The sequence below is a fragment of the Bartonella sp. DB5-6 genome (genome assembly GCF_000278115.1).
Classification (GTDB): domain Bacteria; phylum Pseudomonadota; class Alphaproteobacteria; order Rhizobiales; family Rhizobiaceae; genus Bartonella; species Bartonella refiksaydamii.
The window spans coordinates 226199-242372 of the sequence record NZ_JH725115.1; the positions used below are offsets into that span (position 1 = coordinate 226199).

Here is a 16174-nt window from a genome sequence, read left to right on the forward strand (position 1 = left end):
GTGAAGGTATGGGCTAGCACCACCATACTACTAACTTCCAATGTTGGACTTACTTTTGCATTTTGTGACGTGCAAGTAAACATTTTTGAGGATTCATCATAAGACGCGTTGAAGTGAGAAAATTTAACAGTATTTTCATTCAATATGGGAAAATGATAAATTGTCTTTATGGATGAATGCATTGCCGTTTGATGTTTCTTTTGTCATGATAGCTTGTTCGATTTTTGGCAGGATTTTTTTCTGATAAATTTGCCATGTTAAAGGGCCAACATATTTAGCAATAATGATGCTTTCTGTATTCAGAAGAAAGGTTTCTGGTGGTCCATACACTCCCCAGTTAATGGCTGTATGCCCTGAAACATCAAAGCCAATAAATTTAAAAGGATTACCAAAACTGTTCAGAAAGCGTCGGGCATTTTCTTTGCTATCCTTATAATTAATGCCAATAAGATCAAAACGTTGATCTTGTGCAATCTTCATAAGAAGTGGATGCTCTTCGCGACAGGAGTGGCACCAAGATCCCCAAAAATTAACCAGTGTTACACGCCCTTTAAATTGTTCCGAGTTGAGAAGATGCTTTTCATTACCAAGGAGGGGAAGACTGATTTGGGGAGCGGACTTTTCAAATGTGTTTGGGAGAAGAAGAGTATCATTAGGGTGTTTGTTGTCTATAAAATAGAAAAAGAGCACAATGAGAAGAAGAAAACACACAAATGGTCCAAAAAGACTAAACACGATGGACAAAGATATGTTTTTTTTAGATTTTTGCGGGGTGATTTTCATTTTATTTTTCTTTTCGAAAGATCTCTTTTTTGTTCAACTGTTGTAGGATTTTTTTTTGGTATATACCTTTGAGAAGTGTGTATCCAATAAAACAGAGGAGGGAAATTGCGGAAAGCATGTAGCTCAAAATAACAATTTGTTCGTGGCGAAGAGTACCAAGGAAAAAATCAATTCGCTGAGAGAGATTTCCTAAAAATCCACTGTAAATGCTATCTAAGTCGAGCATGATGAAGAGTCCTTATGTTGTGCGTCACGGGCCCTTTTTATCTGAAGTATTTGTATATGGCGATTATTGATTTCGTTGCGCATAGCCATCAAATAAAGCAAAATAAACATAAAGCTAAAACAAAATATCATTGTTATGAGAGGCCATAACATAGCACGGTCGATTGTTGGTCCTCCTGAACGTAAAAGTGATGCTTTTTGGTGCAGTGTATTCCACCAATTAACAGAAAATTTGATAATGGGGATATTCACAAGTCCAACGAGTGTAAGAATTGCTGTAGCGCGTGCAGCTTTTTCGTGGTTATCAAAAGCGCGAGCGAGCATGACAATAGCAAGGTAAATAAAAAACAAGATCAGAACTGATGTTAGCCGTGCATCCCATACCCACCATGTTCCCCATGTCGGGCGCCCCCAAAGCGCGCCTGTCACTAGGGATAAGGCAGTAAAAATTGCTCCAATAGGTGCTCCACATTTGAGTGCTACATTAGCAAGATGATATCTCCAAATCAGATTTCCTAAAGCAGCAGTACTTATTATGATATAACAAAATGTAGACAACCACGCGAATGGTACATGAATATACATAATCTTGACGGTGCTACCCTGCTGATAGTCATCAGGAGAATACATAATCAAAATAAGCCCTAAGATAAGAAGGCACAATGTTATACCGGTTAACCAAGGCAAAACCGTGCCGCTTATTTTCATGAAACGGGTTAAACTTGTTGAGAGTGACCTCGTTTTATGTATGTGAGATGTTTTATTCATGAGATTTATAATAGGCAGAGTTTTACTGTGCGGCAATTACCTTTTATTATTCTGATAAAAGCTTGAGCGTTATAGCAGCAACAAAAGAGCTAAAAAGACTTAAAAGAAGTGAAAAAGCGATAAGAAGAGTCAAGGAAGTGAGAAAAGAAACATTTGGGTTTGTAGGGGCTGTCGCAGCTGAAACACCAAAAATCATGATTGGAATGACCCACGGCAAGATGATGATAAAAATGAGAAGAGTACTGTGTAACAATGACGTTGCAAGAGCAGCTCCTATAGCGCCGATAAAAATAATAGCAGGTGTTCCGCATAAGAGGGTGAGTGTTGTTGTAAAAGTTATTGTTGCATTTAAATGGAGCATGAATCCTAAAATAGGAGTAGCAAAAATAAGGGGCAGCATTGTTCCTACCCAATGGGCAAGGCATTTGGTAAAGACAATCAGTGTGAAACTTTGCCTTTGTCCGGAAAGTATGAATTGATCAAGATTTCCATCATCACGATCGGTTTGAAAAAGTTTATTAAGATTAAGCAGTCCTGCGAAAAGGGCTCCAAACCATAATATGCCTGGGCCTATTTGTGTAAGAATTTTAGGATTTGGCCCAATGGCAAAGGGAGTTATCATAATAACAGCAATGAAAAACAAAAGTCCTGTTAAGGAAGAAGCTTGTGGTGCCAAGATTAATTTAAGATCACGCCAGAATAGTGCTTTCATTTACTTATCTCCAAGGGAGGTAAGAATTTTTCTAGGGCGATTTTATGGTTTTCTGGAATGCCAAGAGGATTATGGGTTGCAGCGATAATCATGCCTCCTTGATTTAGATGGTGCTGAAAAATATTGGCAAGGAGAGTTTGAGCATGAATATCAACTCCCGATATTGGTTCATCTAAAATCCAAATAGGACGATAGGAGAGTAAAAGACGGGCAATGGCTACACGTTTTTTTTGACCGGTTGACAGAACATTGAAGGGTAAGTGTTCAAGATTAGAAAGACCTACGTCGGCAAGAGCTTCACGCGGATAGCGTAGATGTTGTCCATAAAATGCTGACCAAAATTGCAAATTATCTATGACAGATAACAGAGGTTTCATAGCATTTTGTGGACCAAGATAATGGCATGCAGTTGCTACGGGGTATGTTTGTTCTTGGTCTTTAAGACTTACAACACCTTCGGCAGCTTCAAGAAGACCGACAATGATTCGCAGTAATGTAGATTTTCCGATTCCATTTGGGCCTGTGATTGTCATAAGTTGCTGTGGAAATAAACAAAAAGAAAGACCTTGGAATAGCACTTCTTCGTTTCGATGAGCCGCTAAATCTTTGCCCGATAACACCATGTGCTTACCTGTTTTGCTTTTGTTGCTATAATCTTTATTGCATTATAGGATAAAAAACACGTTTTTTATGCATTTGTACCTAGAATAGTTCTAGAAATAGTTCTATAAGGCATGTGGAACATCAAGATCTGGTGTGGAATAGTTTTTAGCACCGATTTCCGAATTTGCCGATGAAAAGGTAGAGAGGGAGATGGATGGCAGGGGTGATTACGTTTGCACTCAAGCTACGACCTTGACTCGTAGTTTGTATTATTCGTTCTGGGAAATTGGATGGTTTGTAATATGAGGGTGGTCAGTTGTGACTCAAATTGATAGCTTTAATTGTCGCAGAGCTTTAGATGTTGGTGGCAAAGAATATACTTATTATAGTTTGATCGAGGCGGAGAAGAATGGACTTCAAGGTGTTTCTCGTTTGCCGTTTTCGATGAAAGTGATTCTTGAAAATTTATTACGGTTTGAAGATGGTCGTACAGTTAAGAAAGAGGATATTTTAAACGTTGCTAAGTGGTTAAATGACAAAGGCAGTGCTGGTGCGGAAATTGCCTACCGCCCTGCGCGCGTTCTTATGCAAGATTTTACTGGTGTCCCTGCGGTTGTTGATCTTTCTGCGATGCGCGATGCTATGGTCAAACTTGGAGGGAACGCTGAAAAAATCAATCCTCTTATTCCCGTTGATCTTATCATTGACCACTCAATTATCGTTGATGATTTTGGCAGTCCTATGGCTTTTAAAGAAAATGTTAGGCATGAATATGAACGCAATGGTGAACGTTATCGTTTCCTTAAGTGGGGGCAGCAAGCGTTTCAAAATTTTCGCGTTGTACCTCCAGGAACAGGGATTTGCCACCAAGTTAACCTAGAATATTTAGCGCAGTGCGTGTGGATAAAGAATGAAGGAGGACATCAGACGGCTTATCCTGATACTTGTGTGGGAACCGATTCGCATACAACTATGGTGAATGGTTTGGGTGTTTTAGGTTGGGGTGTTGGTGGTATTGAAGCAGAAGCAGCAATGTTAGGACAGCCCGTTTCTATGTTGTTGCCTGAAGTGATTGGCTTCCGTTTAACAGGTAAGCTTAAAGAAGGTGTAACGGCTACCGATTTAGTATTGATGGTGACGCAAATTCTACGTAAGAAGGGTGTTGTCGGTAAATTTGTTGAGTTTTTTGGCCCTGGTCTAGAGCACATGACGCTTGCTGATCGGGCGACGATTGCTAATATGGCCCCTGAATATGGTGCAACATGTGGTTTTTTTCCAATTGATAAGGAAACAGTGCGTTATCTCAATATGACAGGGCGCGATGAAAATCGGATAGCTTTAGTGGAAGCTTATTCCAAAGCACAAGGGATGTGGCATGATGAAGCAATAGCCAATCCCATTTTTAGTGATACAATTGAATTAGATTTGGAAAGTGTTGTGCCTTCTATGGCTGGACCTAAACGTCCTGAAGGGCGTATCGCATTGGAAAGTGTTGGGCAAGGTTTTGAGAATGCATTGATCAATGACTATAAGAAGACTTCTGGACAAGATAACCGTTATCAGGTTGAAGGTGAGGAATACGTGCTTGGTCACGGTGATGTGGTGATTGCTGCAATTACCTCTTGTACGAATACATCAAATCCAAGTGTTCTTATTGCTGCAGGTCTTTTGGCACGTAATGCTGTAGCGAAAGGTCTCAAGAGCAAACCGTGGGTTAAGACTTCTCTTGCTCCTGGTTCGCAAGTTGTTGAAGCTTACCTTATTAACTCCGGTCTCCAAAAAGATTTAAATACATTAGGGTTTAATTTAGTGGGTTTTGGGTGCACCACGTGCATAGGGAATTCTGGTCCTTTGTTGCCTGCTATTTCCAAAACGATTAATAATAATGGTTTAATTGCTGCTGCGGTTCTTTCAGGAAATCGTAATTTTGAAGGGCGTGTATCACCTGATGTGCAAGCGAATTATTTAGCTTCACCACCGTTAGTTGTTGCACACGCTTTGGCAGGAACGGTTCGTAAAGATCTAACCAAGGAGCCTCTTGGAGAAGGTTTAGACGGAAAACCTGTTTATTTGAGAGACATTTGGCCAACTTCTAAAGAAATACAGGAGTTTATCGAAAAGAATGTCACACGTAAGATTTTTGCCGAAAAATATGCAGACGTATTTAAAGGAGACGAAAATTGGCAAAAAGTCCAAGTTCCAACAGGTGCTACTTATTCTTGGGATGAACAATCGACATATGTGCGTAATCCACCATATTTTAATGATATGAAAAAGATTCCTGATGCCTTACAAGACATTAAAGATGCACGGATTTTGGGTTTGTTTGGTGATAAAATCACAACAGATCATATTTCTCCTGCTGGTTCCATTAAGCTTGATTCTCCTGCGGGAAAATATTTGCTGGATCATGGGGTCAACGTAGCTGATTTTAACCAGTATGGAACGCGTCGTGGAAATCATGAAGTGATGATGCGTGGAACCTTTGCCAATATTCGCATTCGTAATTTCATGCTAGGAGAAAATGGTCGCGAAGGAGGCTATACAATTCATTATCCATCAAAAGAAGAGCAAGCAATTTATGATGCAGCAAGGGCATATAAAAGAGAAGGTGTTCCGCTTGTTGTTTTTGCCGGTATTGAATATGGCAATGGGTCATCCCGTGATTGGGCAGCTAAGGGCACAAATCTTCTTGGTGTAAGAGCGGTGATTGCTCAATCTTTTGAACGGATTCATCGTTCTAATCTTGTCGGTATGGGAATTGTTCCTTTTGTGTTTGAAGCGGGTGCGAGCTGGCAATCTTTGGGTTTAAGAGGTGATGAAAAAGTAACGATTGAAGGGGTTCATAGCTTGAAACCTCGTCAAAAGACTACAGCCACCATCACTTTTTCCGATGGGATGGTAAAAACTGTTCCATTATTGTGCCGTGTTGATACTGAAGACGAGTTAGATTATTTGCATCATGGCGGAATTTTACAATATGTTTTACGCAATCTGGCGATTTAGGCTGTATTTGTTAGTTTAGAAGTGTTTTTAAAACTCTTAAAGTAGGAGTTAAGGAGCTTGTCCTTGTTTTTTATGTCTCTTTTTGAAAATTCGATTGACGTTGGCTTGAAGATTGCGTTATAAGCCGTACAGTTATCAGCGGCTTTATAGTTTTGCTTGGCTTGGATTTATTTGGATGAGGTGAGGTGTTATTTAAAATCCTCCTATCCTGTGCGTTGAAAGAGAGATATATTTATGGCGAATACACCTTCTGCTCGAAAAGCGGTGCGCAAAGTTATGGCACGTACACAGGTTAATAAGGCCCGCCGTTCGCGTGTTCGTACCTTTGTACGTAAATTTGATGATGCTTTGGCTGGTGGCGATAAGGCATCTGCGGAAATAGCGTTTAAGAATTTTGAACCTGAAATTATGCGTGCGGTTTCCAAAGGAGTTTTTCATAAGAATGCTGCTGCGCGGAAAGTATCGCGTTTAGCACAACGTTTGAAAGCTCTTAGCGTTTAAGTTTTTTCATTTTATTAAAAATCAAGCCAGCATCTGTGTAGATGCTGGTTTTTTTATTTATTTTCAGAAAATATGACGCTTTTAAAGGAGAGAATTCCAGCGATTCTTTCCACGGAAGAATAGAGAAAATTTGTAGAATCTGTATGGTTATCCACAAGTTTTGTGGATTTTTGCAGAGTCTTTTTTGTCAAGCATTTTTATTTTTTTTTTTTAATCTGAAGAGATTCTTTAATTATTAGTAAATTTAGAAAAAAAAAATGAATTGAATCAATTATTTTTCTCATACCTTGTTTATATGAACAGGTTTATGATGGCTTTTTAGGGTTTTTTGATTTTATTTTGACCTCTTGCATTTTACCTCTGCTGTTTTGTATGGTCCTTATGGAGACTAAAAACATACAGGGGTCACATCAACTCATTATCCTGTATCACGTTGAGTGAATGGGCTCTCATGTTAGAGAGGTTTTCTGACGCGTTTCTTAATTTTTTGATTGGTATGCTTACCGTTTTAAAGAATTGGATCATATCATGGATGTAAGTGAATCTTATTGGTTATCTTTGTTGATGGGGTTGTAATGAGACTGTCCTAGGGGAGGATGAGTAATCTTGGGGTAGGGCGTTTTGCTTTCGCTAAGTTTATTTTTAGCTGTTTAGTAGGACAAATTTTTTATTTTTATCAGGATGAAAGATGGTGGATAAATTGAACTCTAAAGCTAGTTCCTTTAAAAGGGTTTCGGTAAGTATCCTGTCGGCAGAGAAAATAATAAAGAGTAAGATGACGGATAGTGGTGGGGCGGTGAGTAGGAATGCTTCTGTAGAGCGTCCTATCATTTTAGAGGAGGAAGGTGCGGCAGCCTTCGCACGTGTGATGGCACAATTAAAGACGCAGGTTGGTATCGAGGCTTATACGAGTTGGTTTGGTCGTGTGAAGCTTGCTGAATATAGTCGAAATCTTGTGAAGCTTTCTGTTCCCACAGCGTTTTTGCGTTCATGGATTAGTAATCACTATGGTTCTCTTTTGACAAATTTATGGAAACAAGAGAATTCAGCGATTCTTCGCGTTGAAGTCATCGTTCGTGGTATGAAGCGTGTTTCAGGAGGTGTGGTTTGTAAAACGAGTGCGGCTCCTGTTGTTCTGGAAGAACAAACGACTCCATCTTTTGTTGAGAATTATACAGAGCATTCCGCAAAAAGCGTTCGAGCAGGTATTTTTGGTTCACCGCTTGATTCTCGCTATACTTTTGAAAATTTTGTAGAGGGTTCTTCTAATCGTGTTGCTTTAGCTGCGGCACGTTCGATTGCAGAAGGACATAAAAGTGCCTTAAGATTCAATCCTCTTTTTGTTCATGCATCTGTCGGTTTAGGAAAAACACATTTGCTTCAAGCTATTGCAGCTGCCGCACTGAAGCGTTCGCCTGCGCGGGTTATTTATTTGACGGCTGAATATTTTATGTGGCGTTTTGCGACGGCTATTCGTGATAATGATGCTCTTTCTTTTAAAGAGCAGCTTCGTGATATTGATCTTCTCATTATTGATGATATGCAATTTTTGCAAGGAAAGTCGATACAACACGAATTTTGTCATTTGCTTAACATGTTGCTTGATAGTGCCAAACAGGTTGTTGTGGCTGCGGATCGTCCACCAGCAGAATTAGAATCGCTTGATCTTCGAGTTCGCTCTCGTCTTCAGGGAGGGGTGGCTCTTGAAATGGAAGCACCAGATTATGAGATGCGTTTGAAAATGCTGCATCAGCGATTGAAGCTGGCGCAACAAGATGATAATGTGATCTCAATTTCCGATGATATTTTGGAGTATATTGCTAGAACGGTTTCGGGGTCGGGACGTGATATTGAAGGAGCATTTAATCAGTTATTATTTCGTCAGTCTTTCGAGTCTGATTTATCTTTAGAGCGGATTGATGAATTATTAGGTCATTTGATACGTTCTGGTGAACCAAAGCGTATCCGGATTGAAGAAATTCAGCGTACTGTTGCGCGCCATTATAATGTTTCTAAACAGGATTTGTTGTCTAATCGTCGGACGCGTACAGTTGTGAAGCCGAGACAAGTCGCTATGTATTTAGCAAAAATGTTAACACCTCGTTCATTGCCAGAAATTGGGCGCCGTTTTGGTGGACGTGATCATACGACAGTTCTACATGCTGTGCGTAAAATTGAGGATTTGGTTTGTGGTGATCAGACACTGGCGAAAGAGCTTGAATTGCTTAAGCGATTGATTGGAGAGCAGGCTGCGTAGTGTTTATAGTTTTCCTCTCTTGGAGAAATATCACAAAGGGCTTAATGGGAAGTGCTGTTTTTTTATGCAGTAGTGACTTGCCATTTTAAAAGAGGTTGAATAGAGTCCAATAGGTGATTCTTAAGGGGATAGGTTATTTTCAATCTAGAGAATTCTTATAGTTTTTGGTAAATTGTAACGGGGATTTTATGCGTATTACAGTTGATCGCAATCAGTTTCTCAGATCTCTTGGTCGTGTTCACCGTGTGGTAGAGCGTCGTAATACTGTTCCTATTCTATCGAATGTGCTAATTGATGCAGATAATGGCAGTGTGCAATTAAAAGCAACAGATCTTGATTTAGAGGTTACGGAATCTTTTATAGCAAATGTTGAACAAGCTGGGGCAATAACTGTTCCAGCACATTTGCTATATGATATAGTTCGAAAACTTTCTGATGGCAGTGAAATTGTATTATCAGTTGATGTAAATCAAGCAAATACTATGTCTGTTGTTTCGGGTTGTGCAAATTTTCAGCTTCAGTGTCTTCCAAAAATAGATTTTCCAGAGTCGCTTCCGGGTCAGTTCGGTTATCGTTTTTCTCTGTCGGCATCGAGGTTGAAACATTTACTTGATTGTACGCAATTTGCTATTTCTACTGAAGAAACACGTTATTACCTTAATGGTATTTATTTTCATGTTGTTAATGACGGTATTTTGAAACTGCGTTTGGTTGCAACTGATGGTCACCGATTGGCACAGGTTGATATGGAAGCTCCTTCAGGTGTTGATGGTATGCCAGGTGTCATTATTCCTCGTAAAACCGTAGGGGAGTTGCAAAAATTTCTTTCAGAAGAAATCGATGGGGATATGTGTGTGGAGCTCTCAGAGACAAAGATTCGTTTTTCTGTAGGTTCTGTAGTTTTTACATCAAAATTAATTGACGGAACATTCCCAGATTATCAACGTGTTATCCCTCTTGGAAATGATAAAAGATTGATTGTCAATAGGCAGGAATTTTCTTCTGCGGTTGACCGTGTTTCAACAATTTCGAGTGATCGTGGGCGTGCGGTGAAGTTAATGATTGAGCATGGGCAATTGAAGCTTATTGTTAATAATCCTGATTCGGGAAACGCGGAAGATCAATTAGCAGCAAATTACACATCTAATCCGCTTGAAATAGGGTTTAATTCACGTTATCTTTTGGATATTGCAGGGCAATTTTCGAGTGATGAGATGGTTTTTATGTTGGCTGACGCTGTAGCACCAGCTCTGATTCGTGATAATGATGATGCGGATGCGCTTTACGTGCTGATGCCCATTCGCGTTTAGGGAAGATAGTTTTGCAATGCATGGCTTGTCATGTGCACAAAGTGGCAGTAAGACAGCTAAATCTTTGGCGTTATCGCAATTATCCTTCTTTTAATATCCGTTTTTCAGGTCAGAATGTGGTTTTTACTGGTCATAACGGTGCTGGTAAGACTAATCTTTTAGAGGCTTTATCCTTTCTTTCTCCTGGTCGTGGTTTGCGGCGTGCGTCCTATTCTGATGTTAGCTTTGCAGATGGTGGGGGCGAGGGGTTTGTTGTATTTGCGCGTCTTGAATGTGCTCTTTATGGTGAAGTGAATATTGGTACAGCTTTGGAAATTGGTGATAACAGCCGGAAAGTACATATTAATGGTGTGAATGAGACAAGTGATTGCCTAACAGATTACGGTCATATTAGTATCCTTACCCCTTCTATGGATAGGCTTTTTACGGGTTCTACACTTGAGCGTCGTCGTTTCTTGGATCATATGGTTTTGGCTATTGATCCTTTGCATAGTCGCCGCATAGCAGATTATGATAGGGCTATGCGCGCACGTAATCGTTTGTTTTCAGATGGAAATAATGATTGTTCTTGGTTTGATGCTTTAGAAAAGCAAATGGCAGAACTTGCAACGGCTATTGCTGCGGCGCGTATCGATGTTATTCGGCTTTTAAATGACATGTTTTCACAAACGCCATTTCAGATACCTTTCCCACGGGTTTTTTTGCAAATTGATGGCTTTTTAGAAACAGCTCTGAGTAAGATATCGGCGATTGAGGTTGAAGAACAATTTTATGATCGGTTGCAACATAACCGCGCAATAGATCGTGCTGCTGGGCGGACATTAGAGGGACCGCATCGTACGGATTTGCAGGTCTTTTATGCTGATAAAAATATGGCTGCAGGATCTTGTTCAACAGGTGAACAAAAAGCTTTGCTGACAAGTTTGGTTTTATGTCATGCGCGTTTAACAGGCATGATGTCATATAAGGCTCCCATTCTTCTTCTTGATGAAATGGTTGCACATCTTGATTCTTATAGGCGTGCTGCTTTATTTGATGTTCTTGATGACCTAGGTGGACAAACATTTATGACAGGAACAGATCACATTTTATTTGATGCCTTGAAAGGACGAGCAGAGTTTTTTGAGATTAGGGATGGAGCTTTATTGCAGTAAAAAACATGCTAAATTTTTTTATAAGGTGACGGTCGAAACGAAGAGGCTTGCTATGTCTACAGTTATAACGGTTTTAAATGGTCCTAATTTGAATTTACTTGGTAGACGTGAGCCAGAAATTTATGGAACTGAAACCTTAGAAGATATTGAAAAATTTTGCAGAGAATGGGCAACAAGAACTGGCGTGATAGTACATTTTCATCAAAGTAACTGTGAGGGTCAATTGATAGAATTGGTCCAAGCAGCGATTGGGGTAAGTGCTGGATTGATCATAAATCCAGCTGCTTACAGCCATACATCTGTTGCACTTCTTGATGCATTAAAAATATTTTCAGGGACAAAAGTAGAGGTTCATTTATCTAATATTTATCAGCGTGAAGTTTTTCGCCACCATTCTTATACGTCTATAGGTGTGGATGCGGTCATCGCCGGTTGTGGGAGTGATGGATACTGGTTTGCGCTTGAATATATTGCTAAGAGGCTTAAATTTAGTACAGAGGGATAGAAAATTTTATAATATCGATGAGGGTATTTGAATTTACTTGATAATTGTTTTCAAATAGGTAAGTATTCTATTGAGATTTTGTCGTTTTTTAGTGACAATTTCCGATATGTATGGTGGGCAGGTGAAATGAGAAACTTTGTTAGACAAGTAAAGATGCTCGTGATTTTAGGGGGGACATTGTTTTTATCAGGTTGTAAATTTGATGTTATTCACCCAGCAGGGTATATTGCACGGCAACAGCTTATTTTAATTATTGTTTGTGTTGCTGTTATGCTTTGCGTTGTGATTCCAGTTATGGTCAGTGTGGTATTTTTAGCCATTAAATATCGTGCATCAAACACGACAGAAGAGTATCTTCCTGATTGGGGGCATTCAAATAAAATTGAAGCATTTATGTGGGGTATTCCAATTGTTATCGTGATGGTTTTAGGTACGTTGACAGCCTATTACACCTATAAACTTGAACCAGAGAATCCGCTTCCAGTGGAAGTCGTTGGGGAAGGGAAGCCATTGCAAGTAGATGTTGTAGCTCTTGATTGGAAATGGCTCTTTATTTATCCTGAATATAATGTTGCGTCGATTAATGAAATTTATGCGCCTAAAGGTCGTCAGGTTTTGTTGCAGTTGACGTCAGAGAGTTCTGTTAATGCCTTTTGGGTACCAAAACTGGGCACAGTTCTTTACGCTATGCCACAGATGAATTCTAAATTGCATTTGGTAGCTGATGAGCAAGGAACATTCAAAGGAAGTTCAGCGAATTACAGTGGTGATGGTTTTGCAGGGATGCGGTTTCAATGGCATTCTGTTTCTTTGCAGGATTTTGATAATTGGATTTCTAAAGCTCGGGCTAATGGGCAAATCTTAGATCGTGCGTCTTATCGTCAGCTTTCTATTGCGCCTCGTATGGGTGATGTTGCTGCGAAGGAAAAAGATGCTGAAGTGCGTTATTTTGCACCCGTTGAGAAGCGGCTTTACTACCGGATTGTCAATCGATGTGTTGATGAAAATACGGTATGTAATGAGGACTTAATGAAGCGTGCAGCGGCTCAAACGCTTTGGGGTGCGCTTTGTTCTGTTTTTGATCCTGATGCTATTTAGGGCGTCAATAGAGAAGGAACTCTTTTAAAAGTAAGGTTTCTTCAGACTGAAATTTATTTGATACGGGTTGAGAAATGTTTGGAAGACTTACAGATCCTACGGCTGGTGCTTTTCATGCACTTGCACATGAACCGATCGTTTTATACACATGTATTGCGATTGTTGCGGGTGGTTTGATTGCTGTTATTGCTTTGACAGTACTTGGATGGTGGGGCGTTCTATGGCGAAATTGGATTACAACAGTTGATCATAAACGCATTGGCATTATGTATATCGTGCTTGGCATTATCATGCTTGTTCGCGGTTTTGCCGATGCGATTATGATGCGAACGCATCAGGCTTTGGCGCTCGGGAGTGAAACGGCGGGTTATTTACCTCCTGAGCATTTTGATCAGATTTTTTCGGCCCATGGTGTCATTATGATTTTTTTCATGGCTACGCCGATTTTATTTGGTCTTTTCAATTATCTTATACCACTTCAGATTGGTGCTCGTGATGTTGCTTTTCCATTTGCAAATAATTTGGGGTTTTGGATTACAGTAGCAGGGGCGATATTAATTAATATATCACTTGGTATCGGTAATTTTGGTCGTGGTGGTTGGTTGATGTATCCGCCTTTCTCTGAATTGCAAAATAGCCCAGACACAGGGGTAGATTATTATTTATGGTCGCTTCAGCTTTCTGGTATCGCGACAACGATGGGGTCAATCAATTTTGTTGCAACCATTATTAAAATGCGTGCTCCTGGGATGACAATGATGAAAATGCCAGTCTTTTGTTGGAGCGCTTTTGTTAGTAATATCCTTATTTTAGTTATTTATCCCGTTTTAGCTGTAGCATTTGCACTCTTGGCGTGTGATCGTTATTTGGATATGAATTTCTTTACCAATGTTGGTGGCGGAAATCCGATGGTGTGGATTAACTATGTTTGGATTTTTGGTCATCCTGAAGTTTATGTTTTGGTTGTTCCTGCTTTTGGCATTGTTTCTGAGGTTGTCTCAACTTTTTCTTCAAAGCGCCTCTTTGGTTATACTTCAATGGTATGGGCAATGTTGGTTATTTTAATTCTTTCTTTGCTCGTTTGGGGGCATCATTTCTTTACAATGGGTGGAGGTGAAGCTGTAAATACCTTCTTTGGTATTGCAACGATGATTATCGCCGTTCCTACAGGTGTTAAAGTCTTTAATTGGTTGCTGACTATGCATAAAGGTCGGATTCGCTTTGAGCCCCCAATGCTTTGGTGCATGGGAATGATTTTTACGTTTGTTGGTGGTGGATTAACAGGTGTTTTGTTGTCTATTGTGCCTGCTGATTGGCAATTTCATAATTCGCTCTTTTTGGTAGCACATTTCCATCATACAATTATTGGAGGTGTCGTTTTTGCTTATTTAGCTGGGCTTGCTTTTTGGTTTCCAAAAGTTTTTGGTTATAAACCAAATCGGGCACTTGGTATTGCGTCTTTCTGGTGTTGGTTCATTGGTTTTTATCTTGCTTTTTTCCCAGTTTATGCGCTTGGCTTGATGGGTGCAACGCGGCGCCTTCAACATTATATGGAACCTAGTTGGCAGCCAATGTTTATGATTGCTGCTCTGGGGGCTATTATTATCTTGCTTGGTATCCTTTGTTTTGTGCTGCAAGTTGTTTTGGCGATTTGGTATGGTATCAAACATAAGGGCCGTTTACCGATAACATTAAATGATTCTTGGGGTGATGCACGGACACTTGAATGGTCTATTTCTTCACCTCCTCCTTCTTACAACTTTGCAATACTTCCAAGAGTAGAAACTGATGATGCTTATTGGAATATGAAGAAGGATGGTTATCAGCGGCCGACAAGTGGATTTTCGAAAATTCATATGCCATCAAATACATCGGCCGGAATTATTGCGGGGTTCTTTTCTTTAGTTGTCGGTTTTGCGCTTGTTTGGCATATTTGGTGGCTCGTTGCGATTGGGATGATTGGCTTTGTTGCAACGATTGTGTGTCATTCGTTAATAGGTAATCACCATGGTTACTATATTCCAGCTGAAGAAGTACAAAAGACTGAAGATGCTTTTACGGCTGTTCTTAAAGAACAAGGAGCAACAGTATGAGTGCGATGACAATAGATAATACGCACATTGATGAGCATCATCATGATAGCAGTTCGATAATGATATTTGGTTTTTGGGTCTATATTCTTTCGGATTTGATCCTGTTCTCGACGCTTTTTTCAAGTTTTGCTGTTTTTTCTGCTTCTTATGGAGGAGGGAAAGCTGGAAGTGAATTTATTGATTTAAAATTTGTTTTGGTTGAAACTGCCATTTTATTGCTATCCTCAATTACTTATGGGTTTGTAATAGTACAAGCGCATAAAGGTAATCTTAGTGGTGTGCGTTTATGGATGATTATTACTTTTGTACTTGGATGCTGCTTTATTGGAATGGAAATTTACGAATTCCATGAGCTTTTGAGCGAGGTGTTCTATTACGATCCTGGTGCTTATGCTGGTATTGATCCTGCAACAGGCTTACAGCTTTTTGGACGAGAAATTCTATCTGCTTATTGGTCGGCGTTTTTTGCTTTGGTTGGTACACATGGTCTTCATGTAAGTGTTGGTCTTCTTTGGATGGTAGTCATGTTTTTTCATCTTCGTCGTTGTGGTTTAGATCAAGATAATAAAACGCGTTTGGCATGTCTTTCAATTTTCTGGCATTTACTTGATATTGTGTGGGTTGGTGTTTTCACCATGGTTTATCTGTTAGGAGCACTGTAATGAGTATGCATAATGAAACACATAGTCCCAGTACTAGTTCCTATTTAGTTGGCTTTATTCTGGCTGTATTTTTCACTTTAGGCTCTTTTATTCCTGTGATGTATGGAATGATGGAAAGCTGGGCAATTAGCACAAAGGTTGCGTATCTTATTGGGATGGCGATTATTCAAATTATTGTGCAGATTGTTTTCTTTTTACATTTGAATTCTGGTCCAGATGCTAAATGGAATTTAAGCGCTTTGTGGTTTGCAGCTATTTGCGTTTTTGTTATTATTGGAGGTACTTGGTGGGCTATTTCCCATTTGAATTATAATATGATGGGTGGTTCAGGACGTATTATTGAACCGGAAAAGATAGAAGGAAATAGCTCAGTACCGGTGGAGAAATTATCAGACATAAAAAAGCCAGAGGAACATTTATTAGGCGCCCGAGACTCTATAGATAAAACACCAAATACGCAAGCTCCTGTAGAGCAGGCTCCAGGGGTAGAAATGCCC

The 16174-nt window shown here is 39.8% G+C and carries 15 protein-coding genes; 10 read left to right on the forward strand and 5 right to left on the reverse strand.

Going from position 1 to position 16174, the window contains the following annotated elements; genetic code table 11:
• Nucleotides 1-135: 135 nt before the first annotated feature.
• Genes MCO_RS02310 through ccmA form a run of 5 tightly spaced genes read right to left on the reverse strand, consistent with a single transcriptional unit; the run spans nt 136 to nt 3111 of the window.
• Nucleotides 136-783, reverse strand: a complete 648-nt coding sequence (locus tag MCO_RS02310) for a DsbE family thiol:disulfide interchange protein (RefSeq protein WP_007552360.1) — start codon at nt 781-783, stop codon at nt 136-138.
• Between the two features lies 1 nt (nt 784).
• Nucleotides 785-1009 carry a hypothetical protein gene (locus tag MCO_RS11020; RefSeq protein ID WP_007552361.1) on the reverse strand — a complete coding sequence of 75 codons (225 nt, stop codon included), beginning with the start codon at nt 1007-1009 and terminating at the stop codon, nt 785-787.
• On the reverse strand, nt 997-1776 hold the full coding sequence (locus MCO_RS02320; RefSeq protein ID WP_040298636.1) for a heme ABC transporter permease: 780 nt from the start codon (nt 1774-1776) through the stop codon (nt 997-999). The genes MCO_RS11020 and MCO_RS02320 overlap by 13 nt, the downstream gene beginning before the upstream one ends.
• A 46-nt stretch (nt 1777-1822) precedes the next feature.
• A complete protein-coding gene (gene ccmB / locus MCO_RS02325) occupies nt 1823-2488 on the reverse strand; it encodes a heme exporter protein CcmB (RefSeq protein WP_007552363.1) in 666 nt (221 codons plus the stop codon).
• Nucleotides 2485-3111: a heme ABC exporter ATP-binding protein CcmA gene (ccmA, locus tag MCO_RS02330; protein ID WP_007552364.1), complete on the reverse strand. Its 627-nt coding sequence runs from the start codon at nt 3109-3111 to the stop codon at nt 2485-2487. The genes ccmB and ccmA overlap by 4 nt, the downstream gene beginning before the upstream one ends.
• A 298-nt stretch (nt 3112-3409) precedes the next feature.
• On the opposite strand from ccmA, the gene acnA reads away from it, so the two are divergent.
• The 10 genes from acnA to cyoD all read left to right on the forward strand — a co-directional run.
• Nucleotides 3410-6097 (forward strand): aconitate hydratase AcnA, encoded by a 2688-nt coding sequence (acnA, locus tag MCO_RS02335; protein ID WP_007552365.1) that lies wholly within the window; start codon nt 3410-3412, stop codon nt 6095-6097.
• Between the two features lie 234 nt (nt 6098-6331).
• Nucleotides 6332-6598, forward strand: a complete 267-nt coding sequence (gene rpsT / locus MCO_RS02340; protein WP_007552366.1) for a 30S ribosomal protein S20 — start codon at nt 6332-6334, stop codon at nt 6596-6598.
• Between the two features lie 688 nt (nt 6599-7286).
• Entirely contained in the window at nt 7287-8855 is a 1569-nt protein-coding gene (gene dnaA / locus MCO_RS02345; RefSeq protein WP_007552367.1) for a chromosomal replication initiator protein DnaA, read from the forward strand.
• 188 nt (nt 8856-9043) lie between these two features.
• Complete coding sequence (dnaN, locus tag MCO_RS02350) at nt 9044-10165, forward strand: DNA polymerase III subunit beta (RefSeq protein WP_007552368.1); 1122 nt, start codon at nt 9044-9046, stop codon at nt 10163-10165.
• Nucleotides 10166-10185: 20 nt separating this feature from the next.
• Nucleotides 10186-11319 carry a DNA replication/repair protein RecF gene (gene recF, locus MCO_RS02355; RefSeq protein ID WP_007552369.1) on the forward strand — a complete coding sequence of 378 codons (1134 nt, stop codon included), beginning with the start codon at nt 10186-10188 and terminating at the stop codon, nt 11317-11319.
• Nucleotides 11320-11371: 52 nt separating this feature from the next.
• The gene (gene aroQ / locus MCO_RS02360) at nt 11372-11824 is read left to right on the forward strand and encodes a type II 3-dehydroquinate dehydratase (protein ID WP_007552371.1); all 453 of its coding nucleotides are present in this window, start codon (nt 11372-11374) and stop codon (nt 11822-11824) included.
• A gap of 126 nt (nt 11825-11950) precedes the next feature.
• Entirely contained in the window at nt 11951-12922 is a 972-nt protein-coding gene (gene cyoA / locus MCO_RS02365; RefSeq protein WP_040298668.1) for a ubiquinol oxidase subunit II, read from the forward strand.
• Nucleotides 12923-12996: 74 nt separating this feature from the next.
• Nucleotides 12997-15015, forward strand: a complete 2019-nt coding sequence (gene cyoB / locus MCO_RS02370) for a cytochrome o ubiquinol oxidase subunit I (protein WP_007552373.1) — start codon at nt 12997-12999, stop codon at nt 15013-15015.
• Nucleotides 15012-15677 (forward strand): cytochrome (ubi)quinol oxidase subunit III, encoded by a 666-nt coding sequence (locus tag MCO_RS02375; RefSeq protein ID WP_007552374.1) that lies wholly within the window; start codon nt 15012-15014, stop codon nt 15675-15677. Before cyoB ends, MCO_RS02375 begins: the two co-directional genes overlap by 4 nt.
• Nucleotides 15677-16174 (forward strand): cytochrome o ubiquinol oxidase subunit IV (gene cyoD / locus MCO_RS02380; protein ID WP_007552375.1); only part of this gene is annotated, 498 nt, incomplete at its 3' end. The genes MCO_RS02375 and cyoD, both read left to right, overlap by 1 nt.

What these genes read in the sequence shown, in the direction of transcription:
- ccmB (WP_007552363.1), bottom strand. Translation starts at nt 2,488, where the DNA reads ATGAAAGCACTATTCTGGCGTGATCTTAAATTAATCTTGGCACCACAA.
- MCO_RS02310 (WP_007552360.1), bottom strand. Translation starts at nt 783, where the DNA reads ATGAAAATCACCCCGCAAAAATCTAAAAAAAACATATCTTTGTCCATC.
- cyoB (WP_007552373.1), top strand. Translation starts at nt 12,997, where the DNA reads ATGTTTGGAAGACTTACAGATCCTACGGCTGGTGCTTTTCATGCACTT.
- MCO_RS02320 (WP_040298636.1), bottom strand. Translation starts at nt 1,776, where the DNA reads ATGAATAAAACATCTCACATACATAAAACGAGGTCACTCTCAACAAGT.
- dnaN (WP_007552368.1), top strand. Translation starts at nt 9,044, where the DNA reads ATGCGTATTACAGTTGATCGCAATCAGTTTCTCAGATCTCTTGGTCGT.
- rpsT (WP_007552366.1), top strand. Translation starts at nt 6,332, where the DNA reads ATGGCGAATACACCTTCTGCTCGAAAAGCGGTGCGCAAAGTTATGGCA.
- MCO_RS02375 (WP_007552374.1), top strand. Translation starts at nt 15,012, where the DNA reads ATGAGTGCGATGACAATAGATAATACGCACATTGATGAGCATCATCAT.
- ccmA (WP_007552364.1), bottom strand. Translation starts at nt 3,111, where the DNA reads ATGGTGTTATCGGGCAAAGATTTAGCGGCTCATCGAAACGAAGAAGTG.
- aroQ (WP_007552371.1), top strand. Translation starts at nt 11,372, where the DNA reads ATGTCTACAGTTATAACGGTTTTAAATGGTCCTAATTTGAATTTACTT.
- MCO_RS11020 (WP_007552361.1), bottom strand. Translation starts at nt 1,009, where the DNA reads ATGCTCGACTTAGATAGCATTTACAGTGGATTTTTAGGAAATCTCTCT.
- dnaA (WP_007552367.1), top strand. Translation starts at nt 7,287, where the DNA reads ATGGTGGATAAATTGAACTCTAAAGCTAGTTCCTTTAAAAGGGTTTCG.
- cyoA (WP_040298668.1), top strand. Translation starts at nt 11,951, where the DNA reads ATGAGAAACTTTGTTAGACAAGTAAAGATGCTCGTGATTTTAGGGGGG.
- recF (WP_007552369.1), top strand. Translation starts at nt 10,186, where the DNA reads ATGGCTTGTCATGTGCACAAAGTGGCAGTAAGACAGCTAAATCTTTGG.